Source organism: Streptomyces sp. Ru62, assembly GCF_002920615.1.
Classification (GTDB): domain Bacteria; phylum Actinomycetota; class Actinomycetes; order Streptomycetales; family Streptomycetaceae; genus Streptomyces.
In genome coordinates this window covers 1-25,189 of the sequence record NZ_PQSU01000011.1, presented here as the reverse complement: position 1 = coordinate 25,189, position 25,189 = coordinate 1, and the positions used below count along the sequence as shown (strand labels likewise).

General features: G+C 72.2%; 23 protein-coding genes and 2 tRNA genes. 11 read left to right on the top strand and 14 right to left on the bottom strand.

What is annotated here, in order from left to right; genetic code table 11:
• Positions 1-10 precede the first annotated feature (10 nt).
• The 3 genes from rsgA to C3492_RS16310 all read left to right on the top strand — a co-directional run bounded on the left by rsgA (position 11) and on the right by C3492_RS16310 (position 2,045).
• Positions 11-1,021, top strand: coding sequence for a ribosome small subunit-dependent GTPase A (rsgA, locus tag C3492_RS16320; RefSeq protein ID WP_103812496.1), 1,011 nt, complete (start codon positions 11-13; stop codon positions 1,019-1,021).
• A gap of 84 nt (positions 1,022-1,105) precedes the next feature.
• A complete protein-coding gene (locus C3492_RS16315; protein WP_103812495.1) occupies positions 1,106-1,429 on the top strand; it encodes a multidrug efflux SMR transporter in 324 nt (107 codons plus the stop codon).
• 10 nt (positions 1,430-1,439) lie between these two features.
• Entirely contained in the window at positions 1,440-2,045 is a 606-nt protein-coding gene (locus C3492_RS16310) for a hypothetical protein (RefSeq protein WP_103812494.1), read from the top strand.
• Between the two features lie 8 nt (positions 2,046-2,053).
• Here the strand turns inward: C3492_RS16310 and C3492_RS16305 are convergent, their stop codons facing one another.
• Positions 2,054-2,659 carry a TetR/AcrR family transcriptional regulator gene (locus C3492_RS16305; protein WP_103812493.1) on the bottom strand — a complete coding sequence of 202 codons (606 nt, stop codon included), beginning with the start codon at positions 2,657-2,659 and terminating at the stop codon, positions 2,054-2,056.
• 209 nt (positions 2,660-2,868) lie between these two features.
• Here C3492_RS16305 and hisN point away from each other — a divergent pair, with 209 nt between their 5' ends.
• A complete protein-coding gene (gene hisN, locus C3492_RS16300; RefSeq protein WP_103812492.1) occupies positions 2,869-3,669 on the top strand; it encodes a histidinol-phosphatase in 801 nt (266 codons plus the stop codon).
• 159 nt (positions 3,670-3,828) lie between these two features.
• Complete coding sequence (locus C3492_RS16295; protein WP_103812491.1) at positions 3,829-4,224, top strand: cyclic nucleotide-binding/CBS domain-containing protein; 396 nt, start codon at positions 3,829-3,831, stop codon at positions 4,222-4,224.
• Positions 4,225-4,290: 66 nt separating this feature from the next.
• Here the strand turns inward: C3492_RS16295 and C3492_RS16290 are convergent, their stop codons facing one another.
• Entirely contained in the window at positions 4,291-5,745 is a 1,455-nt protein-coding gene (locus C3492_RS16290) for a catalase (RefSeq protein WP_103812659.1), read from the bottom strand.
• A 145-nt stretch (positions 5,746-5,890) separates the two neighbouring features.
• On the opposite strand from C3492_RS16290, the gene C3492_RS16285 reads away from it, so the two are divergent.
• Entirely contained in the window at positions 5,891-6,307 is a 417-nt protein-coding gene (locus tag C3492_RS16285; protein WP_103812490.1) for a Fur family transcriptional regulator, read from the top strand.
• Between the two features lie 137 nt (positions 6,308-6,444).
• On the opposite strand, the gene C3492_RS16280 is transcribed toward C3492_RS16285, so the two are convergent.
• The 4 genes from C3492_RS16280 to C3492_RS16265 all read right to left on the bottom strand — a co-directional run bounded on the left by C3492_RS16280 (position 6,445) and on the right by C3492_RS16265 (position 11,602).
• Positions 6,445-6,518: transfer RNA gene (locus C3492_RS16280), tRNA-Met, on the bottom strand.
• Positions 6,519-6,586: 68 nt separating this feature from the next.
• Positions 6,587-8,398: a tetratricopeptide repeat protein gene (locus C3492_RS16275; protein WP_181140398.1), complete on the bottom strand. Its 1,812-nt coding sequence runs from the start codon at positions 8,396-8,398 to the stop codon at positions 6,587-6,589.
• 206 nt (positions 8,399-8,604) lie between these two features.
• Positions 8,605-8,678, bottom strand: a tRNA-Met gene (locus C3492_RS16270).
• A 41-nt stretch (positions 8,679-8,719) separates the two neighbouring features.
• Positions 8,720-11,602, bottom strand: a complete 2,883-nt coding sequence (locus tag C3492_RS16265; protein ID WP_258055744.1) for a UPF0182 family protein — start codon at positions 11,600-11,602, stop codon at positions 8,720-8,722.
• Positions 11,603-11,766: 164 nt separating this feature from the next.
• On the opposite strand from C3492_RS16265, the gene C3492_RS16260 reads away from it, so the two are divergent.
• Entirely contained in the window at positions 11,767-12,309 is a 543-nt protein-coding gene (locus tag C3492_RS16260) for a PPA1309 family protein (protein WP_258055735.1), read from the top strand.
• 74 nt (positions 12,310-12,383) lie between these two features.
• Here the strand turns inward: C3492_RS16260 and C3492_RS16255 are convergent, their stop codons facing one another.
• From C3492_RS16255 to C3492_RS16245, 4 genes are all read right to left on the bottom strand, one after another.
• A complete protein-coding gene (locus C3492_RS16255) occupies positions 12,384-13,481 on the bottom strand; it encodes a PDZ domain-containing protein (RefSeq protein WP_181140395.1) in 1,098 nt (365 codons plus the stop codon).
• Positions 13,482-13,531: 50 nt separating this feature from the next.
• Positions 13,532-13,705, bottom strand: coding sequence for a hypothetical protein (locus C3492_RS44635; RefSeq protein WP_165951753.1), 174 nt, complete (start codon positions 13,703-13,705; stop codon positions 13,532-13,534).
• Between the two features lie 621 nt (positions 13,706-14,326).
• A complete protein-coding gene (locus tag C3492_RS16250) occupies positions 14,327-14,788 on the bottom strand; it encodes a molybdenum cofactor biosynthesis protein MoaE (RefSeq protein ID WP_014674870.1) in 462 nt (153 codons plus the stop codon).
• A gap of 115 nt (positions 14,789-14,903) precedes the next feature.
• Positions 14,904-16,067 carry an SDR family oxidoreductase gene (locus tag C3492_RS16245; RefSeq protein WP_103812488.1) on the bottom strand — a complete coding sequence of 388 codons (1,164 nt, stop codon included), beginning with the start codon at positions 16,065-16,067 and terminating at the stop codon, positions 14,904-14,906.
• 192 nt (positions 16,068-16,259) lie between these two features.
• Here C3492_RS16245 and C3492_RS16240 point away from each other — a divergent pair, with 192 nt between their 5' ends.
• A complete protein-coding gene (locus C3492_RS16240) occupies positions 16,260-17,717 on the top strand; it encodes a zinc-dependent metalloprotease (RefSeq protein ID WP_103812487.1) in 1,458 nt (485 codons plus the stop codon).
• Positions 17,714-18,235, top strand: coding sequence for an NUDIX hydrolase (locus C3492_RS16235; protein WP_103812486.1), 522 nt, complete (start codon positions 17,714-17,716; stop codon positions 18,233-18,235). Before C3492_RS16240 ends, C3492_RS16235 begins: the two co-directional genes overlap by 4 nt.
• A gap of 158 nt (positions 18,236-18,393) precedes the next feature.
• Here C3492_RS16235 and C3492_RS16230 read toward each other — a convergent pair whose 3' ends face one another.
• From C3492_RS16230 to C3492_RS16215, 4 genes are all read right to left on the bottom strand, one after another.
• Entirely contained in the window at positions 18,394-19,149 is a 756-nt protein-coding gene (locus C3492_RS16230; protein WP_103812485.1) for an AIM24 family protein, read from the bottom strand.
• 17 nt (positions 19,150-19,166) lie between these two features.
• On the bottom strand, positions 19,167-19,847 hold the full coding sequence (locus C3492_RS16225; RefSeq protein ID WP_103812484.1) for an AIM24 family protein: 681 nt from the start codon (positions 19,845-19,847) through the stop codon (positions 19,167-19,169).
• A gap of 12 nt (positions 19,848-19,859) precedes the next feature.
• Positions 19,860-21,533 carry a TerD family protein gene (locus tag C3492_RS16220; protein WP_103812483.1) on the bottom strand — a complete coding sequence of 558 codons (1,674 nt, stop codon included), beginning with the start codon at positions 21,531-21,533 and terminating at the stop codon, positions 19,860-19,862.
• A gap of 194 nt (positions 21,534-21,727) precedes the next feature.
• On the bottom strand, positions 21,728-22,333 hold the full coding sequence (locus tag C3492_RS16215; protein WP_103812482.1) for a M48 family metallopeptidase: 606 nt from the start codon (positions 22,331-22,333) through the stop codon (positions 21,728-21,730).
• Positions 22,334-22,565: 232 nt separating this feature from the next.
• On the opposite strand from C3492_RS16215, the gene C3492_RS16210 reads away from it, so the two are divergent.
• Positions 22,566-23,780 carry a TOMM precursor leader peptide-binding protein gene (locus C3492_RS16210; RefSeq protein ID WP_103812481.1) on the top strand — a complete coding sequence of 405 codons (1,215 nt, stop codon included), beginning with the start codon at positions 22,566-22,568 and terminating at the stop codon, positions 23,778-23,780.
• Positions 23,773-25,155, top strand: a complete 1,383-nt coding sequence (locus C3492_RS16205) for an AarF/ABC1/UbiB kinase family protein (RefSeq protein WP_103812480.1) — start codon at positions 23,773-23,775, stop codon at positions 25,153-25,155. The genes C3492_RS16210 and C3492_RS16205 overlap by 8 nt, the downstream gene beginning before the upstream one ends.
• Positions 25,156-25,189 lie beyond the last annotated feature (34 nt).

The window sequence follows — 25,189 nt, the reverse complement described above, 5'->3', positions numbered from 1 at the left end:
GACGTACACCATGCGCCGCTACGGCAAGCACACCGACGAGGACGACATCCGCAGCCGTCCCAACCGCAAGGGCAACCGGCCGCGGACGAACATCCGGCCCAAGCACGAGGACGCGGCCGAGGGCATGGTCCTCACCGTCGACCGGGGACGGCTGACCTGCCTGGTCGACGACCGGGTCGTGATGGCGATGAAGGCGCGCGAGCTGGGCCGCAAGGCGGCCGTGGTGGGCGACCGGGTGGCCCTGGTCGGTGACCTGTCCGGCACGAAGGACACGCTCGCGCGGATCGTCCGCATCGAGGAGCGGACGTCGGTGCTGCGCCGCACGGCCGACGACGACGATCCGTACGAGCGGGTGGTCGTCGCCAACGCCGACCAGCTGGCGATCGTCACGGCCCTGGCCGATCCCGAGCCCCGCCCCCGGCTGATCGACCGCTGCCTGGTCGCGGCCTTCGACGGCGGTCTGGAGCCGCTGCTGGTGATGACCAAGTCGGACCTGGCCCCGCCGGACAAGCTGCTGGAGCTGTACGGCGCCCTCGACATCCCGTACGTCGTCACCAGCCGTGGGGAACTGGAGAACGGAGACGCGGCGGACCGGGTCCGCGAACACCTCGACGGCAAGATCACCGCGTTCGTGGGCCACTCGGGCGTCGGCAAGACCACCCTGGTCAACGCGCTGGTGCCAAAGGAGCGCCGGCGTACGACGGGACACGTCAACGCGGTGACCGGCCGGGGCCGGCACACCACCACCTCCGCCCTCGCCCTGCCGCTGAGCGGTGCCGGGGGCTGGGTCGTCGACACACCGGGGGTCCGCTCCTTCGGGCTCGCGCACATCGACCCGTCCCGGGTGATCCACGCCTTCCCCGACCTCGAACCCGGCACGGCGGGCTGCCCGCGCGCGTGCAGCCACGACGAGCCGGACTGCGCGCTGGACGCGTGGGTGGCGGAGGGGCACGCGGACCCGGCACGGCTGTACTCGCTGCGCCGGCTGCTGGCCACCAGGGAGCGCAAGGAAGGCGACTGAGCCTCGCGTTGTTTGCCGGGGTGCGAGGGCGGTAAGTGCATAATCGCACCGAGCCGGAGATCCGGATCAACGGGAGGACCGCACATGGCGTGGCTGCTGGTCATAGTGGCCGGGATACTGGAGACCGGCTTCGCCGTGTGCCTGAAGCTCTCGCACGGGTTCACGCGTCTGTGGCCGACGATCGCCTTCGCGTCGTTCGCCCTGGGCAGCTTCGGTCTGCTCACCCTGTCCCTGAGGAAGCTGGACGTCGGCCCCGCCTACGCCGTGTGGACGGGCATCGGCGCGGCGGGCACCGCCATCTACGGCATGGTCTTCCTCGGCGACCTGGTCTCCACCCTGAAGATCGTGTCGATCAGCCTGGTCATCATCGGGGTGATCGGGCTGCAGTTGTCGGGGTCGGCGCACTAGGGGGCGGGGCATGGGGGGCACGTATCCGTCCCGGCACCACGACACGGGCCGCTGGCTGGTCCAGTACACGGGCCGGGTGCTGGTGGTCTGCCCGGGCTGCGGTGGCCGCGCGCTGGTCACTCCCCGGCCGGACCTGCCTGCGCCGCCGTACTTCAGCGAGCTGCTGTTCCTGCCGCGCCGGCTGACCTGCGCGGGCTGTGGCGCGATCGCCCACTGGACGGCGGACCCGCGCGGCCGGGCACTGGTCGCGGCCCAGCCGGGCGGCACCGAGGACCCCTTCTTCCGGCGGCCCCTGTGGCTCCAGACCCGGTGCCTCGGCCGCGTGCTGTGGGCCTGCAACGAGGAGCATCTCGAAGCGCTGGCCGCCTACGTCGGTGCCGCGTTGCGCGAGCGGGGCCCCGCGCGTCCGACCATGGCGATGTTCGCGCGGCTGCCCCGGTGGATGAAGGAGTCCGGCCACCGTGCCGAGGTGCTGGCCGGCCTGGACCGGCTGCGGGACCTGGCCCGGCGCTCCGCGCCCGCCGACCGCTCCGACGCCGCACACGAACGCGGGGACCGGCCCCGCCACTACGGGGCCCTGTACTTCCGGGGCGGACCCTACGAGGACGGTGTCTGAGGCCGGCCTCACACCAGGTGCCGTGGCAGCACCGCCCGTACCAGCTCGGCCATCCCGCCCTCCCCCGGCGGCGCCGCCACACAGGACAGGGCGAGGCGTACGACGAGCTCACAGGAGCGGAGCAGTTCGGCGGTGTCGGCCGGGTCGGCGCCGGGGCCGGCCAGCGCGGTCGCCGCGCGGTCCCGGACGATCCGCACGAAGTCGCGGGGCGCGGGCAGCGGCCCGTCCGCCCGGCGTTGCGCCGGTACCGCGGTGGTGGAGGGCACGGCGGTGAGCGGCGGGCTCGGCAACCACTCGGTCCAGCAGCCGGTGAGCATGGCCCGGACCAGCACGTTGTCCCGGGCGGCGGTGGCCGTCCACTCGGCGGTGGCGGTGAGCCGGTCCCGCGCGCCGGTGGGGCCGGCGAGGGCCCGCTCGACGCCGGCGAGGTATCCGTCGGCCTCCCGCCGCACCAGCGCCCGGGCCAGGCCGTCCTTGCTGCCGAACTCGTTGTACAGGGTCTGCCGGGACACCCCGGCCGACGCGGCCACGTCGACCATCCGCACGGCGGACCACGGCCGGCGCGCGAGCGCCGTGTACGCGGCGTCCAACAGGGACTCCCGGGCAGCAGGCATCCTCGCCTCCCTGGACCACACCGACTCTGCGCCCAGATTTGACGCGCTTGTATGCACTGTCAAGGGTTCGCGAGGGAGCGCTGGAGGCGTTCGGCCGTCCTCCCGCCGCGGGTCCGCCATGGCCTGCCGCGCGGCCAGCCGCGTCCCTCCGGGGCTCTCCCGGCGCCCCCGGTGGCCCCGTGGCGGCCCCGCCGGATACCGTGCCTCACATGCCCGACTACCTCGACGACCTGCGCCTCGCCCACGTCCTCGCGGACGCGGCCGACGCCGCCACCACGGCCCGCTTCAAGGCCCTCGACCTGAAGGTGGAGACGAAGCCGGACATGACCCCGGTGAGCGAGGCGGACAAGGCCGCGGAGGAACTCATCCGCGGCCAGCTCCAGCGCGCCCGCCCGCGGGACGCCGTCCTCGGCGAGGAGTACGGCATCGAGGGCACGGGCCCCCGCCGCTGGGTGATCGACCCGATCGACGGGACGAAGAACTACGTGCGGGGCGTCCCGGTCTGGGCCACCCTGATCTCCCTGATGGAGGCGGGCGAGGGCGGCTACCAGCCCGTCGTCGGCGTGGTCTCGGCCCCCGCGCTCGGCCGCCGCTGGTGGGCGGCGAAGGGCCACGGCGCCTTCACCGGCCGCAACCTCACCTCCGCGAACCGCATCCACGTCTCGCGCGTCGGCAAGCTCGCGGACGCCTCCTTCGCGTACTCCTCGCTCTCCGGCTGGGAGGAGCGCAGCCGCCTGGACGGCTTCCTGGATCTGTCCCGCCAGGTCTGGCGCACGCGCGCGTACGGCGACTTCTGGCCGTACATGATGGTCGCCGAGGGTTCCGTGGACATCTGCGCCGAGCCGGAGCTGTCGCTGTGGGACATGGCCGCCAACGCGATCATCGTGACGGAGGCGGGCGGGACGTTCACCGGCCTCGACGGCCGCCCGGGCCCGCACAGCGGCGACGCGGCGGCATCCAACGGCCTGCTCCACGACGAGCTGCTGGAGTACCTCCGCCCGCGCCCGTGAGGAACGGGGGGAGGACCGGACGTACTCCCGCTACGCCCTCAACTGGCGCCGCGCGCCCTCTTGTTGACCCTCCCTTTACCTGGCACTCTGAGCCCACCCCCACTTGTGAACTTGTGAATCCCTGAACTTTCCCAGGGATTCCTAGGAGGTGGTCCGTCCATGCTCGTCCGTGACGCCATGAGCACGGTGATTCTCACCCTCGGCCCCGCCCACACCCTCCGTGAGGCAGCCGCCCTGATGTCCGCCCGCCGTGTCGGCGCCGCCGTGGTCCTCGACCCGGACGCCGGCGGCATCGGCATCCTGACCGAACGCGACATCCTCAACTCCGTCGGCCTCGGGCAGAACCCGGACGCGGAGCGCACCCACGCCCACACCACCACCGACGTCGTCTTCGCCGCCCCCACCTGGACCCTGGAGGAGGCGGCCCGCGCCATGGCGCACGGCGGCTTCCGGCACCTCGTCGTCCTCGACCGCGGCGACGTGGCCGGGATCGTCTCGGTCCGCGACATCGTCCGCCGCTGGCTCCCGGCCCGCGAACCCACGCCCGCGCTGTGACACGCGAAGCGGGCCGGACCCCGAGCACCGTGGGGTCCGGCCCGCCCAGCCGCGAGGGCGGCCGGCTCAGCCGCGCAGCTCCCGCACCGCCGCTTCCAGCCGCTTGCCGAAGTCGGCGTCGGCCGCCGCGAAGTTGCCGATCGCGCGCTCGGCGATGTCCTCGCGCGAGACCTGCGAGATCGCGCCCGCGAGGTTGGCGATCAGCCGCTCCTTCTCCGCCTCCGACATCAGCCGGTAGAGGTTGCCCGCCTGCACGAAGTCGTCGTCCTCGGCGTGCACGGGCGTCGGGTGGTTGCCGGTGCCGCCCGTGAAGCCGTCGAACGGCTGCCAGAGCGGACGGCCGGTCTGCTGCGGCCCGCCGAAGCTGTTCGGCTCGTAGTTCTTCGCACCGCCGTGCCGGCCGTCGTAGAGGAAGCCGTCACGGGAGTTGGTGCGCGCCTCGGTGGCGTGCGGGCGGTTCACCGGCAGGTGGTCGGCGTTGATGCCGACGCGGTAGCGGTGGGCGTCGCCGTAGGCGAAGAGCCGGCCCTGGAGCATCTTGTCGGGCGAGGGGCCGATACCGGGCACGAAGTGCGCCGGGGAGAAGATCGACTGCTCGACCTCGGCGAAGATGTTCTGCGGGTTGCGGTTCAGCTCCAGCTTGCCGATCTCGATGACCGGGTAGTCCGCGTGCGGCCACACCTTGGTCAGGTCGAACGGGTTGAAGCGGTACGTCGCCGCGTCCGCCGCCGGCATGATCTGCACGCCCACGGTCCAGCTCGGGAACTCCCCGCGCTCGATCGCCTCGCGCAGGTCGCGCTGGTGCGAGTCGGGGTCCTTGCCCGCGAGGACCTCGGCCTCCCCGGCGGTGAGGTTCTTGATCCCCTGGTCGGTCTTGAAGTGGTACTTGACCCAGAAGACCTCGCCGGCCGCGTTGTTCCACTGGTAGGTGTGCGAGCCGAAGCCGTCCATGTGCCGGTACGACGCGGGGATGCCGCGGTCGCCGAACAGCCAGGTCACCTGGTGGGTCGACTCGGGCGACAGCGACCAGAAGTCCCACACGTTGTCGGCCTCGGTGCTGCCGGTGTACGGGTCGCGCTTCTGGGTGTGGATGAAGTCCGGGAACTTGATCGCGTCCCGGATGAAGAAGACCGGGGTGTTGTTGCCGACGAGGTCGTAGTTGCCCTCCTCGGTGTAGAACTTCAGCGCGAAGCCGCGCGGGTCGCGGACGGCGTCCGCCGCGCCGAGGTTGCCGGCCACGGTCGAGAAGCGCAGGAAGACCTCGGTCTGCTTGCCGGGCTCGGAGAGGAACGCGGCGCGGGTGTAGGGCGTGACATCGGCGGTCACGGTGAAGGTGCCGTACGCGCCGGCGCCCCGGGCGTGCACCACGCGCTCCGGGATGCGCTCGCGGTTGAAGTGCGCCAGCTTCTCCAGCAGGAGCTGGTCCTGGACGAGGACCGGCCCGCCGACGCCCGCCGTCTCGCTGTTCTGGTTGTCGGCGACCGGGGCACCGGCCTCCGTGGTGAGCGGTCCCTGCGTCACGTACGCCTCCTGCGTCATCACTGACTAGTCCTGTCCTGTGGCCAAAGCCGGTTCCGATCCTACAATGGACATTGTCTAAGTCAAATGACGATCCAAAATCACACCTATTCCCGACCTGGGGACTCTTCCTGTTAGGCTGGTGGCCATGAGCGACCTTCTGGAACGGCTGCGTGGACGCGGATGGCGGATGACCGCGCAGCGACGCGTGGTGGCCGAGGTCCTGAACGGCGAGCACGTCCATCTGACGGCCGACGAGGTCCACGCACGGGCTGTCGCCAAGCTGCCCGAGATCTCCCGGGCGACCGTCTACAACACGCTGGGCGAGCTGGTCTCGCTCGGCGAGGTGCTGGAAGTCACGACGGACAAGCGCGCCAAGCGGTACGACCCGAACGCGCACCGGCCGCACCACCACCTGGTCTGCGCCCGGTGCGGCGCGATCCGCGACGTGCACCCGACCGGCAACCCCCTCGCCGACCTCCCCGACACCGAGCGCTTCGGCTTCACGGTGTCGGACGTCGAGGTGACGTACCGGGGGCTGTGCCCGGACTGCGCGGGCGCGTAGTACACCCGCTTCCCTGGAGCCCCGGCATCCGCCGGGGCTCTTCGCGTATGCGGTTTGCCGGTCGCGCGTGCGGGTTGCCGGGTACGGAAACACCGAGGGCCGGAACCCATCTCTGGATTCCGGCCCTCGGCCTTCAGTAGCGGGGACAGGATTTGAACCTGCGACCTCTGGGTTATGAGCCCAGCGAGCTACCGAGCTGCTCCACCCCGCGTCGGTGAACACGACACTACGTGAGGGAGACATCGAGAAGCAAATCAGTTGGGGCCGGGGTGTCCGGCGTCACGCCGAGAGCTCCTCCCGCAGCGCGTCCCGCAGTCGTGCCGCCCGCTCGGACACCTCCGCCGGCCCCAGCGCGACCGCCCTGTCGGCCCACCGCTGCCCCTCAGCCAGCTCGCCGCGACGCGCGTAGACGAGGGCCAGCCGCAGCGCCGCCCGCCCGTGCCCGGCATCGGCGGCCCGCGTCCACCAGACCGCCGCCTCGGGCTCGCTCCCCTCGCGGGCGAGCAGCAGCCCCAGGTTGAAGGCGCCGTTGCGCGACCCGGCCTCGGCCGCCGCCCGGTACCACCGCGCCGCCTCCACCACGTCGCCCCGCGCCGCCGCGAGCATGCCGACCCGCACCTGCGCCCGCCGGTGCCCCTGCGAGGCGGCACGCTCGTACCACTCCTCGCACTCGGTCTTCTCCTGCACGGTCTCCCCCAGCTCGTGCGCGGGCTCCGGCGGCCGCCGCGCGTCGAGCAGGGCGGCCAGCCGGTATGCGCCCTCCGCGCTGCCGCCGCCCGCCGCGCAGCGCAGATGCCGTTCGGCCTCCTGCTCGTCGCCCTCGCGCAGCCGGGCGATCCCCACCTGGAGCGCGGCCTCGGCGTGCCCGGCGGCCGCCGCCCGCTCGTACCAGCGCAGCGCCATCTCGTCCTCGCCGCGCCCGGCGTACAGGATGCCGAGGTTGAACGCGGCGTCCACGCTCCCGGTCTCGGCGGCCTTGGAGAACCACGGCTCGGCCCCGGTCGTGTCGCCGTTCTGGAGCAGCAGGATGGCCAGCGCGTTCGCGGCCTCGCGGTGCCCGGCGTACGCGGCCCGCCGGTACCACTGCTCGGCCTGCGCGGTGCGGCCCTGCTCGGCGCAGAGCAGCCCGAGGTTGTAGGCGCCGTTGTCGTCACCGGCGTCCAGCGCGGCCCGGTACCACCGCTCGGCGGTCTGGGTCTCGCCGCGCTCGGCGTGCAGCGCCCCCAGCGCGTTGGCCGCGTTGCCGTCGCCGTCCTGGGCGGCGCGCAGCCACCACACGGCCGCGCTCTCGGTGTCGCCGGCGTCGCGCAGCAGGAAGCCGAGCGCGCAGGCGGCCCGCGGCTCGCCGTCCTTGGCGGAGGTCAGGTACCAGCGCCCGGCCTCCTTCAGCTCGCCGCGCCTCTCCAGGATGGCCCCGAGCTGGAGCGCGGCCCGCCGGTGCCCGCGCGCGGCGGCCTGCCGGTACCACTGCTCGGCCTCCGCGACAGCGTTGTCCCCCCCGGCCTCGTCCCCGTGTCCGGCCGCGCGGTCGAGCGCGCGCGCCAGCCGGTAGGCGGCCTCGCGGTGTCCGCGCTCGGCGGCGGCACGCATCCAGTGCTCGGCGCCGACGTCCCCGCGGTGCTCCAGCAGGTCGGCGAGCGCGTAGGCGCCGAGGACATGGCCCTGCTCGGCGGACTGGCGCAGCCAGTACTCGGCGGCCGGCTCGTCCCCGCGCTCCCGGTGGTGGCGGCCGAGCGCGTGCGCGGCGGCGGCGGAACCGGCGACGGCGGCGATCCGCCACCAGCCGGCCGCCTCCTCGGGGTAACCGCGCTGGTGCAGCAGGACGCCCAGGTTGTTGGCGGCGGCCCGGTCACCGGCCGCGGTGGCCGCGCGCAGGTGGGGTTCGGCTCCGTCCAGGTCGCCGCGGCGCAGCAGCATGGCCCCGAGGACGCTCGCCGCCTCGGCGTCACCGCTCTGCGCGGCGAGCGCGAGGCGCGTATCCTCGCCGGCTTCCCCCATGTCCGCCAACTCGTCGCGGGCCGGCTCCGCGTCGGAAGGCTGCACAAATCGCCCTGACTCGAACAGAGTTGCCTTGTCCCCCATAACGTCCATCGTCGCACCACCTGCAACCTGGGTACACCCGGTATAACGCAGCCCGTGAGGTCACTTGAGCGTTTTGTCGACATGCCCACAGAGAGACAAGTCAAACACATACCGCCCAACTCCCCACGGCGGCGCGGCCGGTCCCTCCCCTCAGCACATGAGTTCGCACACCACGAAGGCCCGGATCCGTGTTGGATCCGGGCCTTCGACTTCAGTAGCGGGGACAGGATTTGAACCTGCGACCTCTGGGTTATGAGCCCAGCGAGCTACCGAGCTGCTCCACCCCGCGCCGTTGTGTGTCAACCGTACCACGGTGCGAGGGGGTCTTGATCAACTCCGGTTCTTGTCGCCGTTCTTGCCGCCCGTCTTGGACTGGGCCTCCTCGGCCCGCTTCAGCGCGTCCTGGAGATCCTTCTGCGCCTTGGCGTACGCGTCCCAGTCCGGTCCGTTCTTCAGCGCCTGCTGCCCGGCGTCGAACGCCTTCTGCGCGTCTTCCAGCGCCTGTTTGACCGTCGGATTGGCGGTGTTGGGCGGGGTGGTGGTGCCGGTCTCCGGCGGCCTGGCCGAGCCCTTCACGCCGAACACCTCGTCGAGGGCCTCGTCCAGGGTGTCCTTGAAGGCGGTCTTGCCCTCGTAGGTGACCAGAACCTTCCTCAGCAACGGGTACTTGAGCGAACCACCGCGGACGTAGACGGGCTCCGCGTACAGCAGGCCCCCGTCCAGTGGCACGGTCAGCAGATTGCCGTACTCCACCTTCGAATGCCCGCGGCTGAGGAGGCTGATGGTCTCCGCGATGGCCGACTCGGAGTTGAACTGGCTCTGGACCTGTTTGGGGCCGTCGACGGTCGTGTTCGTCGGCAGCTTCAGGACTCTGATCCGGCCGTAGTCGCTGGTGCGCGGATCGGAGTCGACGGCCATGAAGGCGCTGAGGTTGTCCCGCCCGTTGGGCGTGAACGTCGTCGTCAGCGAGAACGCCTGCTCGCTCTGGCCCGGCATCTTCATGCTCAGGTAGTACGGCGGCACCGCGCTGCCCGAGTTGTTCGTCGGGTCGTCCGGGACCTCCCACACCTCGCTGCCGGTGAGGAACGTCTGCGCGTCCGTCACGTGGTAGCGGGTGAGCAGCTCCCGCTGCACCTTGAACAGGTCCTGCGGATAGCGCAGGTGATCCATCAGCTCCGGGGAGATCGCGCTGCGCGGCTCCACCGTGTCGGGGAAGGCCTTCATCCAGGTCTTCAGCACCGGGTCCTGGGTGTCCCACTGGTACAGCTTGACGTCGCCGGTGTAGGCGTCGACGGTCGCCTTCACCGAGTTGCGGATGTAGTTGACCTGGTTCTGCTGGGCCACCACCGCGCGTGAGTTGTTCGTCGCGGTGAGCGAGTCGGCCGTCGTGTCACCGAGGGTCGTACGGGAGGCGTACGGGTAGCCGTTCGACGTCGTGTACGCGTCGACGATCCACTGGATGCGGCCGTTCACGACCGCCGGGTACGCGTCACCGTCGATGGTCAGCCAGGGGGCCACCGCCTCCACGCGCTCCTTGGGCGTGCGGTTGTACAGGATCCGGGAGCCCTTGCCGATCGCCCCCGAGTAGAGGATCTGCGGCTCGTTGAACGCCACCGCGTACGCGGCCCGGTTGACCGGGTTGTCGAGGTTGACCCCGCTCTTGCCCTGGTAGCTGGTGGTCATCTCACGCTCGTTGTCGGAGTAGTCGACCTCCTTCTGGGGGCCTCCGACGATCGAGTACGTGGTGGTCTTCTCGCCGTAGTAGATCCGCTGTTCGTACGTCCCGAGGTCGCCCTGGGACGGCAGGTTCTTCTCGGTGAAGACCGGCCGGCCCTCCGAGTCCGCCTCGGTGCCCTTGGCGGCCACCACGCCGAAGCCGTGCGTGTAGCGGAAGTGGTCGTTGATCCAGTTGTTCTTCGGGATGCCGTCCAGGTTCAGTTCGCGCAGCCCGATGACGGTGTCCTGCTCCTTGCCGTCCTTGGGGTACCGGTCGACGTCGAGGTTGGTCGGGAATCCGTAGTAGGCCTTGATCTGCTGGAGCTGCTGGAACGTCGGCGAGACGACGTTCGGGTCCATGATGCGGATGCTGGCCGTGGCGCCGACCTGGTCGCGCAGCTTCGTCTTGTCCGAGGTCGTGGACCTGCCCGGGTACTCGGTGACCTTGGCCTGGTCGATGCCGTACGCCTCGCGGGTCGCCTTCAGGTTCTTCTGGACGTACGGCGCCTCCTTGGCCTGCTCGTTCGGCTGGACCTGGAACTTCTGCACGATGGCCGGGTACAGGCCGCCGATCAGGATCGCCGACAGCACCATCAGGCCGAAGCCGATGACCGGCAGCTGCCAGGTGCGCCGCCACAGGGTGGCGAAGAACAGCAGCGCGCAGATGACGGCGATGCAGAACAGGATCGTCTTGGCCGGCAGGTAGGCGTTGGCGTCGACGTAGCGCAGTCCCGTCCAGTTGCCGGTCGCCTTGAAGTCGCTGGACTTCACCGCGAGGCCGTACCGGTCGAGCCAGTAGGCGACCGCCTTGAGGGCGACGAAGATGCCGAGCAGCACCGACAGGTGGCCGGTCGCGGCGGCGGTGGCACGCGCCCCCGGGCTGGTGACGCGCAGCCCGCCGTACAGGTAGTGCGTGAGCGCGGCGGCGATCAGGCACAGGATGGCGGCGGCGAAGCCGAAGCCCAGCAGGAAGCGGTACCAGGGCAGGTCGAAGGCGTAGAAGGAGACGTCGAGGTGGAACTGCGGGTCCTTCTGGTGGAAGGGCACGCCGTTCACCCACATCAGCCAGGTCCGCCACTGGCCGGCCGCCGAGGCGCCCGCGATCAGTCCGACCAGGGCGGTGACGGCGAGCAGCAGCCACTTCTTGTACGGCGCGACGGCCATGCGGTAGCGGTCGAGGCTCTGCTGCTCCATGGACATGGCGCTCAGCGGCGGCCGCAGCCGGTGGGCGAGCCAGATGTTCAGGCCGACCGCGGCCGCCATCAGCAGGCCGAAGACGAAGAAGAGCCCGATCTTGGTCGACAGGGTGGTGGTGAACACGGACGAGTAGTGCACCGACCGGTACCACAGCCAGTCCGTCCAGAAGCCCGCGAACATGGTGAACGCCATGCCGAGCACGGCGAGCACGCCCAGTGTCACGAGCAGGGCCCTCACCCTCCGGGACGGGCGGCCCGCTCTGATCCGTGGCCCCGTCGGGCCTCCGCCGCGGTCCGGCATCTGGAAAGCCAAGGTGCGCACCTCGAAGTTCGCTGTCGATCCGTCAGACCCTCGGGTTCGCGGGCCCGCCGTGGCCCCCCGTGATCGCGGGCCCACACCTATGCAACTTACTCACGGTCTACTCGGTTCCCGATTCCGGCCGGGAACGAGGCAGGATTGTGACCATGTCCAACACTCCCATGGCAGCGAGCCCGCTCACCCGGGCCGTACTCGAGATCGACGAGTACGTCTCCGGCCTCGGCTGGGACCAGCCCGCTCGCCTCTTCGCCCTCGTAGACACCGCACGGCTGCGGGCTCAGGAACCTTCGCTCGCGGCCCAGCTGGGCCTGGAGGACGAGTCCGAGACCGTCGGTCTCACCCCGATCGAGCAGGACGAGCTCCCGTCCGGCAAGCCCCTCGACGAGTTCCTCGGCACCATCGCCTGGCCCGACGCCGTGACCGGCTGCGCGCTCGCGGTGGAGCGCCTGATGCTGCCGCCGTCCGCCGAGGCCCAGGTCCCCTCCGGTCTGGACGAGGCCGGGCTGGCCAGGTGGGTGGCCGAGCACCCCGAGCGCCAGGAGGTCCGGATGACGGTCGCCGTGCTGCGCGACGGCAGCCGCGAGTCGGCGCTGCGGCTGCGGGAGAAGGACTCCCCGACGGAGGTCCTGACCGGACCCGACCTGGTGCCGGGCCTGGCGGACGCCCTGGCGGCGACGTTCGTGGACTGATCCCGCCCCTCGGGGGCACGGCGCTGGGGGCGCCCCTGGCCATCAGGGGCGCCCCCAGCCGTGTCACGGCCCGTTCAGCCCTTGGCGGTGCACTTCGGCAGGGCGGCGGTGTCCCCGCTGCGGATGTCCTTCAGCGCGTCGAGCGCGTCACCGATGGTCTTGACCTTGACCAGGGTGAGCCCGTCCGGGGTGTCCTTGGCGGCCGCCGCGCAGTTGTCGGCGGGGGTCAGGAAGTACCGGGCGCCGCGGTCGCGCGCGCCGACGGTCTTCATCTCGATGCCGCCGATCGGGCCGACCGTGCCGTTGTCGTCGATGGTGCCGGTGCCGGCGACGAACTTCCCGCCGGTGAGGCTGCCCGGGGTGAGCTTGTCGTAGATGCCGAGGGCGAACATCAGGCCGGCGCTGGGCCCGCCGACGTCGGCGAGCTTGATGTCGATGGTGAACGGGAAGGTGTGGTCGGTCCCGGCGGAGATGCCGACGATGGCCCGTTTCGCCGCGGTGTCGTGGGAGGTCGTCGTCGTGATCGTGACCTCCCGCGTCCTGGTCGCCGCCCCGTTCGCCTTCTCGGCGGCGGCCTGCTCCTTGGCGGGCACGACGGTGAAGACGACCTTCTGCCCCGGCTTGTGCTTGGTGACCAGCTTGGCGACGTCGGACGGCTGCTTGATCGCCGTACCGTCGACGGCCTTGATCACGTCACCGGCGTGCAGCCTGCCCTCGGCCGGGGAGCCCTTGACGACCGTGGAGACGATCACCCAGGACTTCACCGGGACGCCCAGCTCCTTCAGGGCGGCGACCTTGGCGCTCTCCTGGGACTGACTGAACTCCTCGGCGTTCTCCTGGGTGGACTGCTCCTCCGTCTTGCCGTCCGGGTACAGCGTGTCGTGCGGGAGGACCTTGCTGTCGTGGGCGAGCCAGCCGTAGACGGCCTCCACCAGGTTCATCCGGTAGTCGGCGCCGGTGACCCGGACGGTCGTCATGTTCAGATGGCCGTCCGTCGGGTAGGTCTTGTGCCCCGAGATCTGCAGCACCGGCTCGCCGTCGTGCTCCCCGAGCGTGTTCACGGTCGGGCCGGGAGACATCTCCGCATACGGCACGGGGATGAGGACTCCCGCGCACAGGAGCGCGATCAGCATCAGGGTCGAGGCGAGCATCGTCGCGGTGCGGCGTGGCATGTCACGACAGTACGGGACGCCTCTGTCAGCGCACTGTCAGGGCACCCCCGTCAGGCGCCGCGCGCACCCGTGTGGGACTTCTCCATGGCCTCGCGGAACCGGGCGTATCCGTCCAGCTCAGGGCCGTCGCTCCGCGTCTTGCGGGTCCGGTTGGCCCACGTTCCCCACAGCCCGCCGCCGATCGCGGCCACCAGCGGGATCAGCAGCCAGACAAGCACCCCCATGCCGACCTCCCATACGCCATGAGCGTCCGCAAATGACTGATCAGCAGATTAACCGTCTGCACGGACAACGCTCACGCTAGGGTGCCGGTTACGCAACCGGAGCAGACGTGTGCCGGGTGTGACGCCTTCGGGGGACCGCGGAAGACCAGACGGATCAGCGGACGGGGCGGGGCGAGGGGCCCGGACACTGGGCGGGGTGGACGGGCGGGGGCTGCGGGGGCCGGGTCGGGGGTGACGGGCTGGGGTGCGGCGGGGGCCGGGTCGAGGTGTACGAGTGCAGGGCGGGGGCTGCGGGCGCTGGGCCGTGTCGTCGGGCCGCGGCTGACGGGCACCCGGCGGGGCTGCGGGGGCCGCGTGGGGCCTGCGGGTGCCGGGCGGGAGGCAGCAAGCGCAAGCCGGCGGGCCGGCGGGTGCCGGGCCGGGGCCAGCGGGCTCCGGGCCGGAGCCGGGAGGTGCCGGGGCGCGCCGGCCGGGAGCCAGCGGACGCCGAGCCCAGGCCGGAGGCGACCGTCCGGGAACGGCGGGCTCCGGCCGGGTCAGCAGGCGCTCGCGCCAGTATCAGCCGGCGCCCGGGCCGGGAATCAGCGGGCGCCCTCGTCAGGATCGAGCGTCGGTCAGGCGTCAGCAGGCGCCGACCCACTCCTCCGTGCCGTCCGAGAACTTCTGGTGCTTCCAGATGGGCACCTCGTGCTTGAGGTCGTCGATCAGCTTGCGGCAGGCGTCGAAGGCCTCCGCGCGGTGCGGGCAGGCCACGGCGACGACGACGGCCAGATCCCCGACCCGGAGGTCCCCCACCCGGTGGACGGCGGCCAGCGCCCGCACGGGGTGGTCGGCGACGACCTTCTCGGCGATCCGCCGCATCTCGGCCTCGGCACTCGGGTGGCAGGAGTACCCGAGCGCGTCCACGTCGGCACCCCCGTCGTGGTTCCGCACGGTCCCCACGAACAGCGCGACGCCCCCGGCCGCGTCGTCGCCGACGGCCTGGAACACCTCGTCCACGGAGAGCGGGGTCTCCCGGATGCCGATCAGCTTGATGGGGTCCTGAGCCGCCTGCTCACCGGGGTGATCGTTCGTATGCGCCATGCCCCCATCGTGCCGCACGGGTGTGACACCGCGGAATACGAGTTTCCGCAGGCACGCGCGCGGGACGCTTGGAGGCTCCTACAGCGCAGCTTCCGCATCGGCCGCTCCCCGCACGTCAGACGCGTCGCCGGGCCTTCCGGGCGCGCCGTACGACGGCCGCCGCGCCCAGCAGGGCGACCGTCGCCCCGGCCGCACCGGCGGCCGTCGCGTCCTTCCGCCCCAGCCGCCGCCCGGCCACCGTGTGCCGGCCGGACACCTCCTCCAGCAGCTCGGCGAGCACCTCCTCGTTGGTCCACTTCGGCCGCCACCCGGAGTCGTGGAGCCGGCTCCCGCTGACCACCCAGGGGTACATCGTGTAGGCGAGGTCGCCCGCCGGGGACGGGGTGAGCCCGATCCGGTGCAGCCGGGCCGCCGCGCCGAGCGCGACCGCCGAGGGCAGCTCCATCCGCCGGATGCCGCTCAGCTCCTCGACCTCCTCCTGCTCCAGCCACCCGTCGCAGCCGACGGCCAGTTCCCCGTCGACCTTCTCCAGCACGGCGTACTCCAGGGCGCTGCACAGGTCCTCGACATGGCAGAACTGCCACGCGGGCCGCGACCCGGCCACCACCAGCAGCCGCGGCGACTCGAAGTACCTGGTCAGCGCGGTGTCCGTGCCGCCGACCAGCACGGCCGGCCGCACCACGGTGACGTTCAGGCCCGGATGCGCGCGCGGAGCCCGCCGCGCCAGGCGTTCGATCTCCAGCAGGTCCCCGACGCCGGTCGCCTCGGCGGTGGCGCGCAGCTCGGCGTCCTCCGACAGCGGCAGCTCGTTGTCGGGCAGCGCGCCGTAGACCATCGCGGAGGTGCACAGCACCACCCGGTGCACGCCGGCGGCCGCGGCGGCGGTCAGGACGGTCTGTGTCCCCCGGACGTTGTAAGCGGTGCGCGCCGCCGGATCGGTCTCCAGGTCGAGGTCGAGCGCGAGGTGGACGACGACGTCGGCGCCCCGCAGCTTGTCCGCGATGGCGGGGTCGCGGACGTCGAGGATGTGCCACTGCGCGTCGGCGCACTCACCGCGCCGTTCGTCGATGGCGAGGACCTGTCTGATCTCCTCCGACGCGGCCAGTCGCTCGGTGAGCAGGGCGCCGACCCCGGTGGCGGCGCCGGTCACCGCGACGACGGGCCCGCGCACGGCAGACGTCTCGCCGGCGCGCAGCGCCGTCGTCGAGGGGCGGTGGTCGGGCGACGGGTGGGCTGAGAGGTTTCGCGCTGCGCGAACCTGCGGATCTGGGGAACTCACCGGGCGTCTCCAGCGGTTGTCTTCAGTACGGGCGCGAGTGACGCGTACGTACCAGGTGCATCCATCCTGCCGCAGGCGTTCCGTGGGCGAAGCACCGAGGCCCGATCGGGTCGGGGTGTCTACGCTGGGTGGTGTTGTCGGGCAGCCGCGCCGCCGGAGCGAAACCGGTGGCCTTACCAGCCGAGGAATCCCGTGAGTGACACCCCATTCGGTTTCGGCCTTCCGCCGGAGGAGCCGGAAGACGGCGACGAGGGCAAGAAGAAGGACCAGCAGAGCGGTGGTGGGCAGGGACCGGCCAATCCGTTCGGTTTCGGCGGCCTGCCCGGAGCCGGCGGCTTTGGCGGCCCCGGCGCCGACAACCCGCTCGCAGCCATGTTCGGTTCCCTGAACCCCACCGACCTGGGCGCCGCGTTCCAGCAGCTCGGCCAGATGCTGTCCTACGAGGGCGGCCCGGTGAACTGGGACATGGCCAAGCAGATCGCCCGCCAGACGGTCGCCCAGGGCACGTCGGACGGCACGAAGGACGCGAGCGTCGGCCCCGCCGAGCGCAGGGCGGTGGAGGAGGCCGTCCGCCTCGCCGACCTGTGGCTGGACGACGCGACGTCCCTGCCGTCGGGCTCCGGCTCGGCGGTGGCCTGGTCGCGCGCGGAGTGGGTCGAGGCGACCCTGCCCGCCTGGCAGGAGCTGGTCGACCCGGTCGCCGAGCGGGTCGGCGCGGCCATGGGCGACGTGCTGCCGGAGGAGATGCAGGCCATGGCCGGCCCGCTGATCGGCATGATGCGTTCGATGGGCGGCGCCATGTTCGGCACCCAGATCGGCCAGGCCGTGGGTGTGCTCGCGGGCGAGGTCGTCGGCTCGACCGACATCGGCCTGCCGCTGGGCCCGGCCGGCAAGGCCGCGCTGCTCCCGGCCAACGTGGAGGCGTTCGGCAAGGACCTGAGCGTCCCGCAGGAGGAGGTGCGGCTGTACCTGGCGCTGCGCGAGGCCGCGCACCAGCGGCTGTTCGCGCACGTGCCGTGGCTGCGCTCGCACCTGTTCGGCGCGGTCGACGGCTACGCGCGCGGCATCAAGGTCGACACGGCCAAGCTGGAGGACGTGGTCGGCCAGTTCGACCCGCAGAACCCGGAGCAGTTGCAGGACGCGCTCCAGCAGGGCATGTTCCAGCCGGAGGACACGCCCGAGCAGAAGGCCGCCCTGGCCCGTCTGGAGACCGCTCTCGCGCTCGTGGAGGGCTGGGTGGACGCGGTGGTCCACGCCGCCGCGAAGCCGCGCCTGTCGTCCGCCGACGCCCTGCGCGAGACGCTGCGCCGCCGCCGCGCGACCGGTGGCCCGGCGGAGCAGACGTTCGCCACGCTGATCGGCCTGGAGCTGCGTCCGCGCCGGCTGCGTGACGCCTCCCGTCTGTGGGCCTCGCTCACGGACGCGCGCGGGGTCGACGGCCGGGACGGCCTGTGGGCCCACCCGGACATGCTGCCGACCGCGACGGACCTGGACGATCCGGACGGCTTCGTCCACCGCGAGCAGCTGGACTTCTCCGAGCTGGACAAGATGCTCGGCGAGGCGGCGGGCGGCTCCGCGGGCAAGCCGGACCTGAGCAAGAGGGACGAAGGCGACAAGGGCGACGACGGCAAGGGCGACGACGCCGAGTGAGCCTGTACGACGACGCGGTCCTCGTCCTGAAGGGGTACGAGGGCCAGGAAGAGCTGCGCCAGGCATACCTGGACCATCTGGCGGCCCACCCGGACGGCCTGTGGAAGGCGTGCCACGCCGGTCATCTCACGGCCAGCGCCCTGGTGGTCGATCCCGAGCGCGGCCGGGTGCTGCTCACGCTGCACCGGAAGCTGCGGATGTGGCTGCAGATGGGCGGGCACTGCGAGCCGGGCGACCCGACGCTGGAGGCGGCGGCCCTGCGGGAGGCGACCGAGGAGTCCGGCATCACCGGGCTGACGCTGCTTCCCGGTGGCCCGGTGCGGCTGGACCGGCACCCGATCCCGCCTCCGTGCCACTGGCACCTCGACGTGCAGTACGCGGTCCTGGCCCCGCCCGGCGCGGTGCACGGGATCAGCGACGAGTCGCTCGACCTGCGCTGGTACGCCTACGACGAGGTGGCCGACGTGGCGGACGAGTCGGTCGTACGGCTGCTGGAAGCGACCCGCGCCCGCCTGTGACCACAGGCGAGGGGCGACCACCGTGGGCGGTCGCCCCTCGCGTCGGGCGGCCCATCGCGCCCCCAGAGGGTGCGGGGACTGCGCCGCCGGCCACATACGGACCGCAGCCGAACGCGGTCGGCGGCCCCCGGAACCCCCGGGCCGGACCGGCGGAGCGATCAGCTCCAGACGTTCCCCTGGTTCTGCCCGCGCGCGCCCTGCTGCCCCATGCCGAACTGGGCGGCGAGGCCCTGCCCGATCGCCGCGTTCTGCGGCGGCAGCGGCTCGCTGGGCTGCACCAGCGCGAAGCCGGTGCCCATGAAGCTCAGCTCCCAGCCCTCACCGGTGTTGCCGCGCCGGCGCCACACGCCGGAGGAGTGCGTCTGGGCCTGCATCTGCACGCGCAGCCCGGTGGACCAGGCCACGATCGCGTCGGCGTCGCAGTTGACGTACCGGTCGGGAGTGACCTGCATCAGCAGCGGCGCCCCGGAGGTCATGAGGGCGACCCGGCCGCGACCGGTGATGTTGAGCTGGTACTTCCCGGAGCCGGAGATGCCGTAGAGGCTGTCGACGGCGATGACCTCGTGGTGCAGCGAGGAGTCCATGGCGAGGACGTAGGAGCTGTCGACGGTCAGCCCGTCCTGCTCGACGTCCATGATGTGCACGTGCTGGGCGAGGTTGGCGAGGTAGACGGTGCCCTGTCCGTGACAGCGCATCAGGTCCAGGCCCTCGCCGGTGTGCGCACGCGCGCGTGCCTGGCCGTTGCTGCGGTACTCGGCGTCGAACTCGACCAGGCCCTGGTAGGCGACCATGGTGCCCTTGCGGGCGAGCAGGTCGTCGTGGCCCTCCAGGGTGACCCGGAGCATCTGCGCGTTCTGGAGGCTCCAGCGCTCTTGCGTCTGGATGTCGTTGTGCGCGAAAAGCGGGCTCTGCATGGTGTTCTGGCTCCCCCTCAGCCCCGGAACCGGAGGCGGTCGGTGCTGTCCTCGCTGGGCTGGACGACGACGATGCCCTGGCCGGAGAAGGCCATCTGGTAGGCCTCGCCGCTGCCCCGGCCGATGAGCGACTGGGCCTTGAAGCTGCGCTTGCCCTTCACCTTGAGGTTCGGCGACCAGGCGACGAGCGCGTCCGGGTCGACGTACGTCTCGTCCTCGCCGCCGCCGCAGTCCACCACGATCGGCTTGCCCCGTGAGGTCAGCGCGACCCAGCCCTGCCCGGAGATCTTCGTGTTCCACAGGCCCTGCCCGGCGAACTTCGCGAGCCCCTTCACGCGCTCCACGCCCCAGGTGAGGTGCGCGTCGAAGGCGAGCAGGTTGGTGGCGTTGACGGAGATGCCGTCGCCGTTGAGGTTGATCACGACGACGTCGGCGCCGTAGTCGGCGAGGTAGAGCAGGCCGTCGCCGGAGCACTTCATCAGCGGCGCGCCCTCGCCGGTGACCCAGTCGCGGGCGATCTGGCGGACGGCGGGCGGGTTGGGCTCGTACTGGATGAAGCCTTCGTAGGCGACCATCGACCCCACGCGCGCGAGGAGGTCGTTCCCGGTCTGGAGGGCGACCTTCAGCATGTGGTTGCCGTGGTTCTCCATGCGGGCGGTGATGGGTGCGGGGGCGAAGCCCGCGAGCGGCTGGTTCATGACGGGCTCCCTCTAGACCTCGTAGGGCTGGACGACGATGAAGTTGCCGGGCGCGCCCCGGAACTGGAGGTTGACGCTCTCGCCGGTGTCGCCCGGGTAGGCGTTGCGGCGCATGCGGACCTGGCTGGAGACGATCACCTGGGAGGCGGCCGACCAGGCGACGACGGCGTTGCAGTCGGCGAAGGTGGTCGGCGTGACCGGCAGCACCACGGGCGTGCCGTGCGTCTTGACGACGATCGTGCCGGTGCCCTGGAACTGCATGGTGAACAGCGCGCCGCCGGGGATGCCGTGGCCCTCGATGCGGCGGACCTCGTACTGGAGGCTCTCGTCGAACGCGAGGACGTTCTCCGCGGAGACGCAGATGGCGTCGCCCTGGAGTTCGACGGGGTGCAGGTGGGTGGAGTTCTCGGCGAGGAACACCTGGCCCTGGCCGGTGCAGCGCATCAGCTGCATCTCCTGGCCGGTGGCGTTGCCGACGATCCGCCCGGCGAACCCGGCGCCCTTGTAGCTGAAGTCGACCTTGCCCTGGTAGAGCACCATGCTGCCCTGCTTGGCCAGCACGGGCCGGCCGCCGATGCCGAGGTCGACGCGGATCAGCTTCTTGTTCTGCTGGGTCCAGCGCTGCCCGGTCGGCGTCTCCTTGAACGCCTGGAGCGCGGCCGTCACGCCGGCACCGCCCTGGGGCGCGCCCTGCGGCACTCCGTAGGCGGCGGGCTGCTGGCCGGGGACCTGCCCGTAGCCCGGGGGCATGGGCGGGGTCGGCTGACCGCCGTAGGGTGCGGGCTGCTGGCCGTATCCCGGGGGCATCGGCGCGCCGGGCCCGCCGCCGTACGACGGCTGCTGCGGCGACTGTCCGTAGGGCGCGGGTGCGGGGGCCGGCGGCGGGACGGTGCCGCCTCCGGGCGGGGTCAGGGGGGCGACGACCGTCGGCGCGGCGTGCACGTTCGGGCCGGGCGCCGGGGCCGGGGGCGGAGTCGGGCCGGGGGGTGGGGCGAAGCCCTGCGGGGCCGGCGCCGGAGCGGGTGCGGGGGCCGGGGCGGGTGCGGGGGCCGGGGCGGCCGGGGCGCCGAACGCGGGCGGGGGCGTGGTCTGGGCGGGCGGGGCGAAGCCCGGGGCCGCACCGGACTGGGGCTGCTGCGGGGTGGCGGGCGCCTCCTCCTCCAGCACCTCGCCGCCGAAGTTCTTCAGCAGCGCCTCCAGACCGCCGTCGAAGCCCTGTCCGACGGCGGCGAACCGCCATCCGTCCTTGAAGTAGAAGTCACCGAGCATCACGGCCCGCTCGGTGGAGAACTCCGCGCCGCTGAAGGAGTACCGCGCGACCTCCTCGCCGCCCGCCACGATGCGCAGGTGTCCGGGAGCGATCTGGGACATCTGACCGGTGCCGTCGACGGTCGCCGTGAAGGACAGCTTGCGGATGTGCGAGGGGATCCGGTCGAGCGTGACCCGGAACGACTCCGTGTCACCCGCCTGGGCACCCAGCAGCTGGATGGACTCCTCCGGGGACTTCGGCTGGTTGAAGAAGACGAAGTACCGGTCGTCCGAGAGACGCTCGTCGGCGTCCAGACCGAAGCAGCTGATGTCGAAGGTCAGTCCGGGACCGGAGATCTGCACGCCTACGTACAGATCCGTGCCCGCGGTGAGGTCACTGATCCTGGCCTTGTGGCCGCGTTGGAATTCCCTGGCCATGCGTTACGACCGTCCCCCATCCCGAATGTGAGTGCGTCGCGCCAGGCTAACGGCAAAGACCGACAGCGACCCCCGAGGGTGCGGGTCGGTACAGACCCGGTACACAACCGCACCCGGCCGCTCACACGGAAGGCACTCGGCGCGCGGGGCTGCCCCCGGTCACCCCGGAAAGACGCCGGACGCCCGGAGTCCGCTCAGGTCTCCTGCTCATCGCTCACGCCCGGCACATGCGGCAGCCGGGCGGCGGCGACCACCCCTTCGAGGTAGCCGCGGGCCCGCTCGGTGCGCGGATAGGCATCCAGCAGCCGCCAGAAGTCGGCGCCGTGGCCGGGGACGAGCAGATGCGCCAGCTCGTGGCAGAGCACGTAGTCGACGACGTACTCCGGCATCCCCTGCAGCCGGTGCGACAGCCTGATGCTGCCCTCGGCGGGGGTGCACGAACCCCAGCGGGTGTTCTGGTTGGTGACCCAGCGCACGGAGGCGGGCCGGGGCCGGCCGTCGAAGTACTGGGCGGACAGCCGCTCGGCACGCTCGGCCAGCTCGGCGTCGCCCAGCACCCGCTTGCTCTCCTGGGCGGCGAGCTTGTCGAGCATGACGGTGACCCAGCGCTGCTCCTCCGCCTTCGACATCCGGGCGGGGATCAGTACGACGGTGCGATCGCCCTCGCGGTACGCGGAGACCGTCCGGCGGCGCCGGGCGCTCCTGCGGACCTCGATCGCGCTCGTCCCCGAGCCGCGGGGCGGCTGGCTCGTCGTGCTGCGCTGTGGTTCACCGGCGCGGTGCAGTGGGTCGGCGGGCACGCCCCGACGTTACCCGCTGGACCGGGGCAAAGTCCCGGCCCGGGGACGGTTCCCTCCGGATCCCCCACCATGTGTTTGATTCGTACGACCGAATCATCCATCCTTTTTACACCACTTCACCCCGTCTGATTGATATGAAGAACACCCCCAGCCTGTGGACAACTCCCGACGCCCCGACCACCGCCCAGGCATGCTGGCCCAGACACGCATTCACGGACACGGGGGGACAGTCATGCATCCGGTGGTGAAGCCCGCACTCCGGCGCGGCTGGCGCGACCGCAACACCGTGCAGTTCGGGATGACCCCGGCGCACGCCCTGACCCTGGGCCCCGTCGCCACGGCGACCGGCAGCTTCCTGGACCTGCTCGACGGCACGCGCGGACTGCCGCTGCTGCGCGAGGAGGGCCGCCGGGCGGACGTGCCGGCCGGCCACGTCGACGCGCTGGTGGAGCGGCTGGCCCGCGCGGGCCTCCTCGACGACGCACGCGGCGGCGGACCGGCCGCCGACACACTGCGGGAGAAGACGGACGTCCTCGAACGACTGCGCCCCGACCTCGCCTCCCTGTCCCTCCTCACACCCGAGCCGGGCGGAGCGCTGGCCCGCCTCGCGGCCCGGCGCGCACTGCGCGTCCGGGTGCGCGGCGCGGGCCGGGTCGGCGCCCTCCTCGCCTCCGCACTGTCGGGCGCCGGCGTCGGCGAGGTCGAGGTGTGCGACGTGGGCCGGGTGGAGCCGTGGGACGTGGCGCCGGGCGGGCTGACCGCCGAGTCGCTGGGCGACCGCCGGGACGCGGCGGCCCGGGCCGCCGTCCGCCGCGCCGCACCGGACCGCCCCCCGCGCCACGCGCACTCCCCCGGTTCCGGCGCCGAGGAGCCCGGCCTCTCCCTGGTGATCTTCGCGCCCCGCGACGATGTCGCCGTGCACGCCCCGGACCCGTTCACCGCCGAACCGCTGATGACCACCGGCACCCCTCATCTCTACGCCGGGGTCGTGGAGGGCACCGGTGTCGTCGGCCCGCTCGTCCTGCCCGGCGAGTCGGGCTGCGCCGGCTGCCTGGACCGGGACCGCACGGACCGGGACCCGGCCTGGCCCCGTCTGGTCACCCAGTGGCGGTCCGGACGGTCCCGCCGGGTCGGGGCCTGCGACCTGACCCTGGCCACGGCGGTGGCCGGTCTCGCCGCGGCGCACGCCCTGGCCTTCCTCGACGGGGGGTCACCGTCCGCCGCGGGTACTCGCTGGGAGGTGTCCCTGCCCGGTCTGGACTGGTGCGCCCGGCCGGTGCGGCCGCATCCGGAATGCGCGTGCGGGGCGGCCGGGAGACAGAAACGGGAGCACTCCGCAACCGATGGCGGAACGCGCGCGACAATGGCGGTGCAACGGCCGTCGACGAAGCGGCGACGCGAAGCAGGCGCGGCACGGCCGACTGGGACCTGGAGGGCGCATGTCTGATCTTCCCCGGAAGGCGGTCACCCGGACCGCCAAGCTCGCCGCGCTCCCGCTCGGCTTCGCCGGCCGGGCGACCTGGGGGCTGGGCAAGCGGATCGTGGGCGAGTCCGCGGAGATCGTCGGCCGCGAGCTGCAACAGCGCACGGCGGAGCAACTGTTCAAGGTGCTCGGCGAGCTGAAGGGCGGCGCGATGAAGTTCGGGCAGGCACTGTCCGTCTTCGAGTCGGCGCTGCCGGAGGAGATCGCCGGCCCCTACCGCGCGGCCCTGACCAAGCTCCAGGAGGCCGCCCCGCCGATGCCGACCCGCACCGTGCACGCGGTGCTCCAGGAGCGGCTCGGCCCGGACTGGCGCGACCTCTTCGAGGAGTTCGAGGACAAGCCGGCCGCCGCGGCCTCGATCGGCCAGGTGCACCGGGCGGTGTGGCACGACGGCCGTGAGGTGGCGGTCAAGGTGCAGTACCCGGGCGCGGGTGAGGCACTGCTCTCCGACCTCGGTCAACTGAGCCGGTTCTCCCGGCTGTTGGGCCCGCTCATCCCGGGCATGGACATCAAGCCGCTGATCGCGGAGCTGAGGGACCGCGTCTCGGAGGAGCTGGACTACGGGCTGGAGGCCCAGGCGCAGAGCGCCCACGCGGAGGAGTTCACGGACGACCCGGACGTGGTCGTCCCGGCGGTGGTGCACCAGTGCGACCAGGTGCTGGTGACCGAATGGATCGACGGCATCCCACTGTCCGAGGTCATCGCGGACGGCACCCAGGAGCAGCGCGACCGGGCCGGCCAGCTCCTGGCCCGCTTCCTCTTCTCCGGCCCGGCCCGCACCGGCCTGCTGCACGCCGACCCCCATCCGGGCAACTTCCGTCTGCTGCCCGGTGGCCCGGACGGCCCGGACGACTGGCGCCTGGGAGTGCTGGACTTCGGCACCGTCGACCGGCTCCCCGGCGGCCTGCCGACCCCGATCGGCATCTCGCTGCGGATGACGCTGGACGGCGAGGCGGAGACGGTCTACGAGCTGCTGTGCGCCGAGGGCTTCGTGAAGGAGACCATCGAGCTGGACCCGGACGCGGTCCTCGACTACCTGCTGCCGATCATCGAGCCGGCCCGCGTGGAGGCGTTCACCTTCACCCGCTCCTGGATGCGCAGCCAGGCCGCCCGCATCGCCGACCCCCGCTCCCCCGCCTACCAGCTCGGCAAGCGGCTCAACCTCCCGCCGGCCTATCTGCTGATACACCGGGTGACCCTCAGCACGATCGGGGTCCTGTGCCAACTGGGCGCCACGGTACGCCTCCGCGACGAACTGGAGGAATGGCTCCCAGGCTTCGCCGCCGACGCGCCCGGGGACACCGACACCGACGAGGAGGAGTCGGCGGAAGGGGCGTAGCCGGCGTGCCTTGAGTTCTTGGGGCGGGGTGGGG

Coding starts and splice junctions, on each gene's coding strand:
- rsgA (WP_103812496.1), top strand. CDS start 11: ATGCGCCGCTACGGCAAGCACACCGACGAGGACGACATCCGCAGCCGT.
- C3492_RS16315 (WP_103812495.1), top strand. CDS start 1,106: ATGGCGTGGCTGCTGGTCATAGTGGCCGGGATACTGGAGACCGGCTTC.
- C3492_RS16310 (WP_103812494.1), top strand. CDS start 1,440: ATGGGGGGCACGTATCCGTCCCGGCACCACGACACGGGCCGCTGGCTG.
- C3492_RS16305 (WP_103812493.1), bottom strand. CDS start 2,659: ATGCCTGCTGCCCGGGAGTCCCTGTTGGACGCCGCGTACACGGCGCTC.
- hisN (WP_103812492.1), top strand. CDS start 2,869: ATGCCCGACTACCTCGACGACCTGCGCCTCGCCCACGTCCTCGCGGAC.
- C3492_RS16295 (WP_103812491.1), top strand. CDS start 3,829: ATGCTCGTCCGTGACGCCATGAGCACGGTGATTCTCACCCTCGGCCCC.
- C3492_RS16285 (WP_103812490.1), top strand. CDS start 5,891: ATGAGCGACCTTCTGGAACGGCTGCGTGGACGCGGATGGCGGATGACC.
- C3492_RS16275 (WP_181140398.1), bottom strand. CDS start 8,398: ATGGACGTTATGGGGGACAAGGCAACTCTGTTCGAGTCAGGGCGATTT.
- C3492_RS16265 (WP_258055744.1), bottom strand. CDS start 11,602: ATGCCGGACCGCGGCGGAGGCCCGACGGGGCCACGGATCAGAGCGGGC.
- C3492_RS16260 (WP_258055735.1), top strand. CDS start 11,767: ATGTCCAACACTCCCATGGCAGCGAGCCCGCTCACCCGGGCCGTACTC.
- C3492_RS16255 (WP_181140395.1), bottom strand. CDS start 13,481: ATGCCACGCCGCACCGCGACGATGCTCGCCTCGACCCTGATGCTGATC.
- C3492_RS44635 (WP_165951753.1), bottom strand. CDS start 13,705: ATGGGGGTGCTTGTCTGGCTGCTGATCCCGCTGGTGGCCGCGATCGGC.
- C3492_RS16250 (WP_014674870.1), bottom strand. CDS start 14,788: ATGGCGCATACGAACGATCACCCCGGTGAGCAGGCGGCTCAGGACCCC.
- C3492_RS16230 (WP_103812485.1), bottom strand. CDS start 19,149: ATGCAGAGCCCGCTTTTCGCGCACAACGACATCCAGACGCAAGAGCGC.
- C3492_RS16225 (WP_103812484.1), bottom strand. CDS start 19,847: ATGAACCAGCCGCTCGCGGGCTTCGCCCCCGCACCCATCACCGCCCGC.
- C3492_RS16220 (WP_103812483.1), bottom strand. CDS start 21,533: ATGGCCAGGGAATTCCAACGCGGCCACAAGGCCAGGATCAGTGACCTC.
- C3492_RS16210 (WP_103812481.1), top strand. CDS start 22,566: ATGCATCCGGTGGTGAAGCCCGCACTCCGGCGCGGCTGGCGCGACCGC.
- C3492_RS16205 (WP_103812480.1), top strand. CDS start 23,773: ATGTCTGATCTTCCCCGGAAGGCGGTCACCCGGACCGCCAAGCTCGCC.